This window comes from Halorubrum sp. CBA1125 (assembly GCF_009742825.1).
GTDB lineage: Archaea > Halobacteriota > Halobacteria > Halobacteriales > Haloferacaceae > Halorubrum.
Genome location: NZ_WPCE01000146.1, coordinates 1 through 7,344, shown reverse-complemented (window position 1 = coordinate 7,344; position 7,344 = coordinate 1). Strand labels below are relative to the sequence as shown.

General features: G+C 70.6%; 10 protein-coding genes and 1 pseudogene. 5 read left to right on the top strand and 6 right to left on the bottom strand.

The genetic code is table 11. The features are described from left to right. On the bottom strand, positions 1–289 hold a 289-nt coding region (locus GJ633_RS12115), incomplete at its 3' end, for an aminotransferase class I/II-fold pyridoxal phosphate-dependent enzyme (protein WP_343160895.1). Next, the gene (gene ribH / locus GJ633_RS12110) at positions 286–690 is read right to left on the bottom strand and encodes a 6,7-dimethyl-8-ribityllumazine synthase (protein ID WP_156589036.1); all 405 of its coding nucleotides are present in this window, start codon (positions 688–690) and stop codon (positions 286–288) included. The genes ribH and GJ633_RS12115, both read right to left, overlap by 4 nt. A 114-nt stretch (positions 691–804) precedes the next feature. Here ribH and GJ633_RS12105 point away from each other — a divergent pair, with 114 nt between their 5' ends. Next, positions 805–1,299, top strand: coding sequence for a phosphopantetheine adenylyltransferase (locus GJ633_RS12105; RefSeq protein WP_156589035.1), 495 nt, complete (start codon positions 805–807; stop codon positions 1,297–1,299). Beyond that, a complete protein-coding gene (locus GJ633_RS12100; RefSeq protein ID WP_156589034.1) occupies positions 1,296–1,811 on the top strand; it encodes a hypothetical protein in 516 nt (171 codons plus the stop codon). Before GJ633_RS12105 ends, GJ633_RS12100 begins: the two co-directional genes overlap by 4 nt. 106 nt (positions 1,812–1,917) lie before the next feature. Here GJ633_RS12100 and GJ633_RS12095 read toward each other — a convergent pair whose 3' ends face one another. From GJ633_RS12095 to GJ633_RS12080, 4 genes and pseudogenes are all read right to left on the bottom strand, one after another. Continuing rightward, a complete protein-coding gene (locus GJ633_RS12095) occupies positions 1,918–2,559 on the bottom strand; it encodes a 30S ribosomal protein S3ae (protein WP_156589033.1) in 642 nt (213 codons plus the stop codon). After that, the gene (locus GJ633_RS12090; RefSeq protein ID WP_156589032.1) at positions 2,556–2,933 is read right to left on the bottom strand and encodes a KEOPS complex subunit Pcc1; all 378 of its coding nucleotides are present in this window, start codon (positions 2,931–2,933) and stop codon (positions 2,556–2,558) included. The genes GJ633_RS12095 and GJ633_RS12090 overlap by 4 nt, the downstream gene beginning before the upstream one ends. After that, positions 2,930–4,108 (bottom strand): annotated as a pseudogene (locus GJ633_RS12085) (exonuclease RecJ). Before GJ633_RS12085 ends, GJ633_RS12090 begins: the two are co-directional and overlap by 4 nt. 42 nt (positions 4,109–4,150) lie before the next feature. Further along, entirely contained in the window at positions 4,151–4,621 is a 471-nt protein-coding gene (locus GJ633_RS12080; RefSeq protein WP_156589031.1) for a 30S ribosomal protein S15, read from the bottom strand. Positions 4,622–4,994: 373 nt separating this feature from the next. Here GJ633_RS12080 and GJ633_RS12075 point away from each other — a divergent pair, with 373 nt between their 5' ends. The 3 genes from GJ633_RS12075 to GJ633_RS12065 all read left to right on the top strand — a co-directional run bounded on the left by GJ633_RS12075 (position 4,995) and on the right by GJ633_RS12065 (position 7,216). Then, entirely contained in the window at positions 4,995–6,557 is a 1,563-nt protein-coding gene (locus tag GJ633_RS12075; RefSeq protein WP_156589030.1) for a Na+/H+ antiporter NhaC family protein, read from the top strand. Then, positions 6,554–6,820: a hypothetical protein gene (locus GJ633_RS12070; RefSeq protein ID WP_156589029.1), complete on the top strand. Its 267-nt coding sequence runs from the start codon at positions 6,554–6,556 to the stop codon at positions 6,818–6,820. Before GJ633_RS12075 ends, GJ633_RS12070 begins: the two co-directional genes overlap by 4 nt. Positions 6,821–6,970: 150 nt before the next feature. Continuing rightward, positions 6,971–7,216 (top strand): hypothetical protein, encoded by a 246-nt coding sequence (locus GJ633_RS12065; protein WP_156589028.1) that lies wholly within the window; start codon positions 6,971–6,973, stop codon positions 7,214–7,216. Positions 7,217–7,344 lie beyond the last annotated feature (128 nt).

Here is a 7,344-nt window from a genome sequence, read left to right as displayed (position 1 = left end):
TCACCTCGTCGGCGTCGGCGTCGATCCCGCTGCCCCGGAGCTTCGCCGCGATCGCCTCCTTCAGCGGCGGGATCCCGTTCGAGGAGGTGTAGCCGGTGTGGCCGGCGTCGAGCGCCGCCTTCCCGGCCTCGACGATGTTCTCCGGGGTGTCGAAGTCGGGCTCGCCGACCGAGAGGTCGACGATGTCGGCGCCCTCGGCCTCCTTCTCGGCGGCGAGGTTCGATATCGCCAGCGTCGCGCTGGGCTCTACGCGTCCGATCCGGTCGGAGAAGTCGTATACGTCGGTCATTGGAGTTCCTCCACGAGGTCGATCGCGGCGACGGCCGCCTCCGCGCCCTTGTCGACGCGCTCGCGCGCCTCGGCGCCGGACATCCCCGGGCCGCTCACGCCGAACGTGACGGGCGTGTCGCGGTCGAGGCTCACCTGCGTGAGCTTCTCCGCCGTCGCGTTCGCGATCACGCGGTCGTGGTCGGTGTCGCCGGTGACGATGGCGCCGACGACCGCGACCGCGTCGACGTCCTCCCGGCGCGCGAGCCGGTCGGCCGCCAGCGGGCTGTCGTACGCCCCCGGCACGGACAGTTCGTCGACGACGACGGCGTCGCGCTCGGCGGCCGCCTCGCGGGCGGCCTCGGCCATCGGCTCCGTGACGGAGTCGTTGAACCGCGCCACCACCAGTCCCAGCGAGACCATACCCCGGGGTCGAACCGGGGGCGGCAAAGGTCTACCGTTCTCGGCGACGCCGGTCCGCTCGCGGCGACCCCGGTTCGGGATCATTTAAGTCCCGCGCGCGCAACCGACTACTGCATGAACGTCGCGCTGGGAGGCACGTTCGACCCCGTTCACGACGGTCACCGGAAGCTGTTCGAACGGGCGTTCGAACTGGGGGACGTGACCGTTGGGCTCACCTCCGACGAGCTGGCGCCGCAGACGCGACACGTCGACCGGTACGTCCGTCCCTACGAGCGCCGGAAGCGCGACCTCGAGACGGAGCTCGCGCCGCTGGCCGAGGAGTACGGCCGCGAGTTCGAGATCCGCGAGCTGACCGAACCGACCGGGATCGCCGTCGAGCCGCAGTTCGACGCGCTCGTGGTCTCGCCCGAGACGAAGTCGGGCGGCGAGCGGATCAACGATATCCGCGCCGAGCGGGGATACGAGCCCCTCGACATCGTCGTCGTCGACCACGTGGAGGCGGACGACGGCGACCTGATCTCCTCGACCCGTATCGTCGCCGGCGAGATAGACGAGCACGGTAACCTCACCCCCGACCGCGAAGGGCGCGGCGCGGCGCCTCCAGAATGACCCGGAGCGATACGGACAGTGCGGAGAACAGTGACGCGTCCGAATCGAAGAGCGACGGTGAATCCGCGAGGGAGGCCACCAGCGCGGTCGACGGCGGCGGACCGTCGGCGACGCTCCGTCAGCTCGTCCTCGGCGAGGTCGGCTTCGAGCGGGCGGCCGTCTGGAGCGCGGTCGGGTTCGCGCTCTCGTACGTCGCGGTCGACGCGGGCGCCCTCGCCGGCGTCGGAGTCGTCCCGACCGCGATCGGCCTCGCCGGACTGACCGCGCTCGGAGCGATCGCCTTCGCCGCGACCGACGGGGGAGCCCTCCCGAGCGCGCTCCTCGCGGCCGGTCCGTTCTCGGCGGTGCTGCTCCGGGCGATCGGCCCGGATCCGTACGCGATCCCGGTCGCGGATCCCGGCCGATTCCTCGTCACGGTCGGCGAGCCGATCGGGATCGCGCTCGCGACCGCGGTCGGCGTCGGGGTCGTCGCCGCCGCCCTCGGACGGGCGCTGGGCGGTCGGCTCGCCTGAATCGAGGCGATCGGCGCCGTAGGTGTCGGGAAGCGGACGTACGGGCGTCGAAAAACGGGATATCGAGCGTCGGGAAACCGTGACCCGAGCGTCGGCCGCGAACGCGTTACTCGTCGACGGCCACTTCGTCGGCGTCGACGTCGACGGCGGCCTCCTCCTCGGCGGCGACCTCCTCGGGACGCGCCTCGAGGGTCAGCTTCTGGACCTCGACGCGGCGGAGCGGGTAGATCGTCTTCGCGTCGCCGTAGATCGCCGACGAGAGGTTCCCCTCGACGATGGCGTCGACGAACGACGCGAAGGTTCGGTCCGCGGCCGCGGCGTTGACCTTGTCGATCATGACGCGGCGGATCGCCTTCTCCTGGGAGCGGTCGGCCTTCTTCGTCGTCAGCGCGACCGGCTGGACGCGGACGCGGTAGTCGTCCGTCGTCAGCACGGTGATCGACGCCTCGACCTTCGAGGCGCCGCGGCGGACGAGCGAGCGCAGGTAGTCGCGCGTCAGCTCGTACTTCACGAACTCGGTGTAGGCCGTGTCGCTGCCGACGTCGGTGATCTTGAAGGTGAGTTTGGTGTTGTTCGCCCCGGAGTCGCCGGTGAGATCGCCGAGCGTCGTCGTCAGCGTGCGGCCGACGACCTGCTCGGGCTCCTCGGCGAGCGTCTCGCCGAGCTCCTGCCGGTCGAACTGTTCGGGCGCTAACACGGTGTACCAGCGCTTCTGTTCTCTGCTCTTGGATACGGATCGTTCGCTCATGTGTTGGTGGTGTCGGTTGTGTCGGTCGTGTCGGTCGTGTCGGTCGCGTCAGTCGTGTCGGTGTCCGCGGTATCGGGGGTGTCGCCGTCCGGAACGTCGCCAGTGTCGTCGGCGCGGTGCGACCGGGCGCGCTCGACGACTCGATCGGCGACGTGCAGGTTCACGACGTAGTCGTCCACGGTCGTCCGGAGCCCCCCGGTCGTGGGTCGCTCGACGACGCACTCGATCGCGTCGCCGTCGACCCGCACCGTCATCGCGTCGGTGTCGTCGGGGGCGAGCGCGGCGGCGACGAGGGCGGGCTCGGCGTGGGTCGTCCGGACGGTCGTCCGCCGCGTGGCCTCCCCCGTCGTCCGCCGCGTCGGCTCGCGGCTCATAGCGCCTCCCTGAGCGCGGCGAGCGCGCCGGCGACGTCGGGGGCGTCCTCCCGGTCGGTCTCGGTACCGTCGTCGAGCGCGATCCCGCCGCGGTCCGCGGTCCCCCAGCCGTCGCCGCCGAGGTCGGCCGCGACCGATCGGCAGGCGTCGCCGACGCCGATCGAGTCGGTCGCGGCGGCCGCCAGCCGTCCGCCGGCCTCGTCGACCGCGACGGCGACCGGCTCGGGCGATCGGAAGTCCCGGACCAGCCGGGCCACCGTCGGCAGGACGGATGCGCTCGCGTCGACGCGGGCGACGACGCAGCCGTCGTGCCGGCCGACCGTCGCCGCGTCGAGCGCGCGGTGGGCCGTCAGCCCGTGGGTCCGCCAGGCGTCCAGGGCCGCCGCTTCGAGGTCGCCGCCGGGCTCGGCGTCGAGCGCCAGCGCGATCCCCGTTCCCGGGGCCTCGCGGGCGAGCACGTCAAGCACGTCGCGTATCCGCCGACCGTCTCGAACGGGCCGTCCGTCGCGTACGGACGGAGCGCGCGCTCGACCGCCGAGACCGCGCGCGCGCTCGCTCCCTCCGCGTCGCGACGGTCGACGGCGACGAGCGACGCGAGCCGCCGGTGATCGTCGTTGTCGGGCGTCGCCGGGAGTCCGAGGGCTGCGAGCGCCTCGGCAGTCGCGTCCGGATCGCCGGAGTACGACGTCCGAACGAGCGTCGAGGCCGCGAGCCCCGCCGCGAGGTCCGCGGTCGGCAGCGCGACCCCGGGCCGCCTGTGGACGCGATCCGCCGCGGTCGCCGTCTCCAGCGCGTCGCCGGAGCCGTCCGTGCCGGGCACGGAGCCGGCCGCGACGACGCCGGCGAGCGCGAGGACCGGGTCGGGGTCGGCGCTCAGCGCGCGCGCTATTTCGAAGGCGTGCACGCTCGCCGGGCGTCCCGAACCGGGAATCGCGTGTGGCCCCCGCGTCGCGCCGACGGTCACCGCGACGCCGTCGTCGACGTCGTCGGGTACCGGGTCGCGGGAGACGCGGGCCTGGAACGGCGTGTCGACCGCTCGCAGCGCCCGCGCGAGCAGCCCCGTGGCTGCCAGCGCGTCGCCGTCGTCACGCGCGACGAGCCGGACGAACGGCGCGTCGGCGAGGACGTCGGCGAGCGCGTCGGGGGGCGGGCGTGGCGGACGTCGCTTCGGTCATGGGGGTTGGTGGATGCTGTCGTGAGCCCTGCGGTCGGTCGGGTTACTCGTCGTCGAGCAGCTCGGCGGCGCGCTCGTAGGTGTACGTGAAGTCCTCGTCGATCTCGTCGCCGCGGTAGTAGTTCGCGAGGCGGCGGATCTTCGACTCCGTGTTCTGGAGCGCGCGCTTGTTCTGGTGGTCCTGGCCGTTCTCCTCCATGTGCTCGCGGAGGCGGACCGCCTGGGCCATCAGGTTGCGGAGGTCCTCGGGGTACTCGGCGTCGGCGTCGTGTTCCTCTAAGATCTCGGTGACCTTCTTGCCGGTCGCCAGCTTCACGTCCGGGACCGGGACGCCCTTGACGCCCTCGTCACGGAGCTTGAGTCCGATGACGCTGGGGTCGTGGCCCTGCTCCGCCAGTTCGACGACGCGGGACTCGATGTCCTCGGCGTCGACGTCGCTCCACTCCGGGTTCTCGTCCGTCGCCGGCTTGTCCGAGCCGGACGAGCCGCGACGGCGCGTGTGCATTCGTGCCATTGGTGTGAAATTGGAACGGCACAACCACAACGTGACCGCGGCTCCGCGCGGCGCGGCCGGTCGAGAGGCTCGCGGACGCGAGCGGTCCCTAGAGCCGGTCCGCGCGAGCGGACGGCCCGGCCGCGACGCCGGAGGCGTCGGTGCACTGCTACATTCCCAAGCCGTGGGCGAAGAGACCCCGGCGCGTCGGATCTGCAGCTGTGCTGTTCCCGTCCGATCCGTCGCCGTCGGGGGTCTTAAGCGTGTTCTTGTCGGCCGAGGCGGGGACCCGACACGGCGTCCGAAACGGCGCCGCCGCTCGCGTGTGGCAGTCCGTCGAGGCGACACGGGGATTTACGTGCCTCGTGAGTCTCCGGTCGTGTGGGAGAGACGCATGACCGAGATACCCCACGGCGCTCCGCCGGCCACGGACGGCGGAGCGCCCCCCGACGGCGACGAGTACGGTGTCGGTTCGGAGTCCTCCGAGCCTCGAATCGAGTTCCGCGGCGGCAAGTGGGCGAGCGCGCTCCCGCTCGCGTTCTTCATCCTCTGGGCGATCGTACAGAGCGGCGTCCTCGGGATCGGGGACACGAACGGCCTCGTGGTCGGCGCACTGATCGGGACGACGCTCGGGATGTTCCTCGTCCGCGGCGACTGGAAGTCGTACGCCGACACGATCTTCGAGGGGATGACCCAGCGGGTCGCGGCGACGGCGATCGTCGCCTGGCTGTGGGCCGGCATGTTCGCCCAGACGCTCCAAGTCGGCGGGTTCGTCGAGGGGCTCATCTTCGCCGCCGACGTGCTCAACGTCGGCGCCGCGACGTTCCCGGCCGCCGCGTTCGTGCTCTGCGGCCTGCTCGCGACGGGGATCGGCACGGGGTACGGTTCGACCGTCGCGTTCGTCACGCTGTTCTTCCCGGCCGGCGTCCTGATCGGCGCGAGCCCGGTGCTGCTCTTCGCGGCGATCCTCTCGGGCGCCGTGTTCGGCGACAACCTCGCGCCCGTGAGCGACACCACGATCGTGAGCGCGGTCACGCAGGACGCCGACATCGGCGGCGTGGTCGCCTCGCGGTTCAAGTACGCGATCGCCGCGGCGATACCGGCGTTCGTCGCGTACCTCGTCATGGGCTCCGTCATGTCCGGCGTGGGTCTCGAGGGGGCCGCGGAGCTGCGCGAGACGGCCACCGCGCCCGGGCTGCTCCACCTGATCTCGATGGGCGTCGTCATCGCGACCGCGGTCGCGGGCCGCCACATCGTCGAGGCGATCTCGTGGGGGCTCGTCGTCGCGATCGCGTTCAACCTCGTCTTCGGGCTCGCGAGCGCGAGCGACATGGTGGTGTTCACCGTGACCGAGGCCGGGGCGCTCACGGGGCTGCCGGTCGTCGAAGTCGGTGAGACCGCGGGCGTCGGCGGGAGCCTCTACGCCGGGGCCGTGGGCTTTTTCCCACTCATCGTGCTGACGCTTCTCATCGTCGCGATGGCACAGATCATGATCCGCGGCGGCGGCTTCGAAGCGATCCAGCTGTTCCTGCTCGACACGGTCGCGACGACCGTCCGGCGGGCCGAGCTGACGATGGTGCTCGGGACGGCGATGATCAACGGCATGATCACGATCAACACGGCGGCGGAGATCGCGATCGCGCCGTACATCGCGCGGATCGGGGAGAAGTTCAACCTCAACGGCTACCGGCGGGCGAACATCCTGGACGCCAACACGTCGGCGCTCGGCTACATCTTCCCGTGGGCGGGCGGCGTCCTCGTCGGGTACCAGGTGATGGTCGGCCCGGAGGGGCTCGGACAGGAGTACGGCCCCGAGATGGTGGTCAACCCGATCGAGGTCGTCCCGTACGTCTTCCACGGCTGGTTCCTCGTGATCGTCTTCCTTTTGGCCGCGATCACCGGGTTCGGCCGTGAGTACATCCCCGACCGGACCTCCGAGGAGGTGTCCCGCGCATGAGCCGCTTCGAGAAGTTCTTCGCCGGGCTGTCGTTCCGCGGGTCGACGCCCGACTACGCGCCCGGCGACGCGATCGAGGTGATGGTCACCGAGACCCGCGGCGAGACCGCGATCGCCCGCATCGGCGACTCGACGCTCCGGATCGAGGGCACGCCGGCGGACGCGGAGAACACCCGCGTGCTCGTCGACGTCGAGACGTGGGACGAGGAGTCACACAGCGGCACCGGAACCTACCGCGAGACGGTCGGGAAGAGCGCGTTCTGAACCGGTCGGCGAGAGCGCGTCACCGAATTCTTTCGAGGGAATTGGGTCGCGCGACGCTGTCGAAATCCGCAGCAGGTGAGACAGTCAGGTCTGGTTGCGGCCAACGGTGTATCAGAACATTTTCTTGATTTGCGTGGAGTCTCTCCCGGTATGGTCCCTGCAGGCTTCCAGTTGTTCCAGCTGGGTTTCCAGTTGATAGCCCTCTTCATCGCCGTCTTCACGCTTGCGATGGCTGCGTTCCCTCGCCAGATGACCCGATGGCAGACGCGTGGCCCCGACGGCACTACGCAGATCGAACCGAGTCGGATGCGTCTTCTCATGACGCGTCTCATGGGCGTCTTTGTCGCAGCGATGGCCCTCCTCATGGCGTTTGGGAGCCGTGTGATACTCCCCTGAGACAGTCCCCGAAGAGACAACTGGGATGGTTGTCCGATCAGTTGTAGTTGGTTATATAGTATTAGGGTGTCATAGAAGGGTTCACACGCCTGCACAGGATTCGCTCAGTACAGTCCAAGGACCCATCG

Coding starts and splice junctions, on each gene's coding strand:
- ribH (WP_156589036.1), bottom strand. CDS start 690: ATGGTCTCGCTGGGACTGGTGGTGGCGCGGTTCAACGACTCCGTCACG.
- GJ633_RS12105 (WP_156589035.1), top strand. CDS start 805: ATGAACGTCGCGCTGGGAGGCACGTTCGACCCCGTTCACGACGGTCAC.
- GJ633_RS12100 (WP_156589034.1), top strand. CDS start 1,296: ATGACCCGGAGCGATACGGACAGTGCGGAGAACAGTGACGCGTCCGAA.
- GJ633_RS12095 (WP_156589033.1), bottom strand. CDS start 2,559: ATGAGCGAACGATCCGTATCCAAGAGCAGAGAACAGAAGCGCTGGTAC.
- GJ633_RS12090 (WP_156589032.1), bottom strand. CDS start 2,933: ATGAGCCGCGAGCCGACGCGGCGGACGACGGGGGAGGCCACGCGGCGG.
- GJ633_RS12080 (WP_156589031.1), bottom strand. CDS start 4,621: ATGGCACGAATGCACACGCGCCGTCGCGGCTCGTCCGGCTCGGACAAG.
- GJ633_RS12075 (WP_156589030.1), top strand. CDS start 4,995: ATGACCGAGATACCCCACGGCGCTCCGCCGGCCACGGACGGCGGAGCG.
- GJ633_RS12070 (WP_156589029.1), top strand. CDS start 6,554: ATGAGCCGCTTCGAGAAGTTCTTCGCCGGGCTGTCGTTCCGCGGGTCG.
- GJ633_RS12065 (WP_156589028.1), top strand. CDS start 6,971: ATGGTCCCTGCAGGCTTCCAGTTGTTCCAGCTGGGTTTCCAGTTGATA.